Source organism: Rosenbergiella sp. YN46 (assembly GCF_036620675.1).
Classification (GTDB): Bacteria; Pseudomonadota; Gammaproteobacteria; order Enterobacterales; family Enterobacteriaceae; genus Jejubacter.
In genome coordinates, this window is sequence record NZ_JAZHEE010000107.1 from 1 (window position 1) to 671 (window position 671).

1 protein-coding gene is annotated in these 671 nt (G+C 30.8%); it reads left to right on the forward strand.

Annotated elements, in window-relative coordinates:
• Positions 1-170: 170 nt before the first annotated feature.
• Positions 171-671: DUF4147 domain-containing protein (locus V3W49_RS22730; protein ID WP_500148212.1), on the forward strand; the 501-nt coding region annotated here is incomplete at its 3' end.

Here is a 671-nt window from a genome sequence, read left to right on the forward strand (position 1 = left end):
GATAGTTCGGGAGGAACAGTTGTGACAACTAGTGCGTTTTTAGGATATTCTGTTTCTCCTAACGCGTTTTCTCCAAACTTGATTACGGGTGGGATTCTTATCGTGTGCATGAAAAAACCAAACTCTTTGATTATTATTATATCTTACAAATCTTGCATAGAAATTGAAAAATGATTATTCAAAATTTTCGAGAATTGGCAACAAATTTTAGAAAAAAGACAGCTCTTAAAATTTTGATAACTGGTTTAGATGCTGCCTTTCCAGAAAAATCCATTAAAAAAATTATAAAATCAAACAAAATAATTACCCAAAAAAAATCATTTGTGTTATCTGCTTTTGAAAATGTCTTTTTGATTTCATATGGGAAAGCTGCAGATTCTATGACAAAGACAATAAATTCGATACTCAAAATCAAAGCCGGCATTATTGTAATTCCAGAAGCATCGGATTCTTTAATTAAAAGCAAAAAATTCAAAGTTATTCATTCTGGTCATCCAATTCCAAATCAAAAAAGCGTCATGGCAGCAAAATCCATAATGCATTTATTAGAAAGTGTAAAGAAAAAAGATTTTGTAATATTTCTAGTATCTGGTGGCGGTTCATCCTTAATTTCTTTACCTAGAGGAATTACGCTGACTGAGAAAAAAAACATCACAAACGAATTGCTAAAG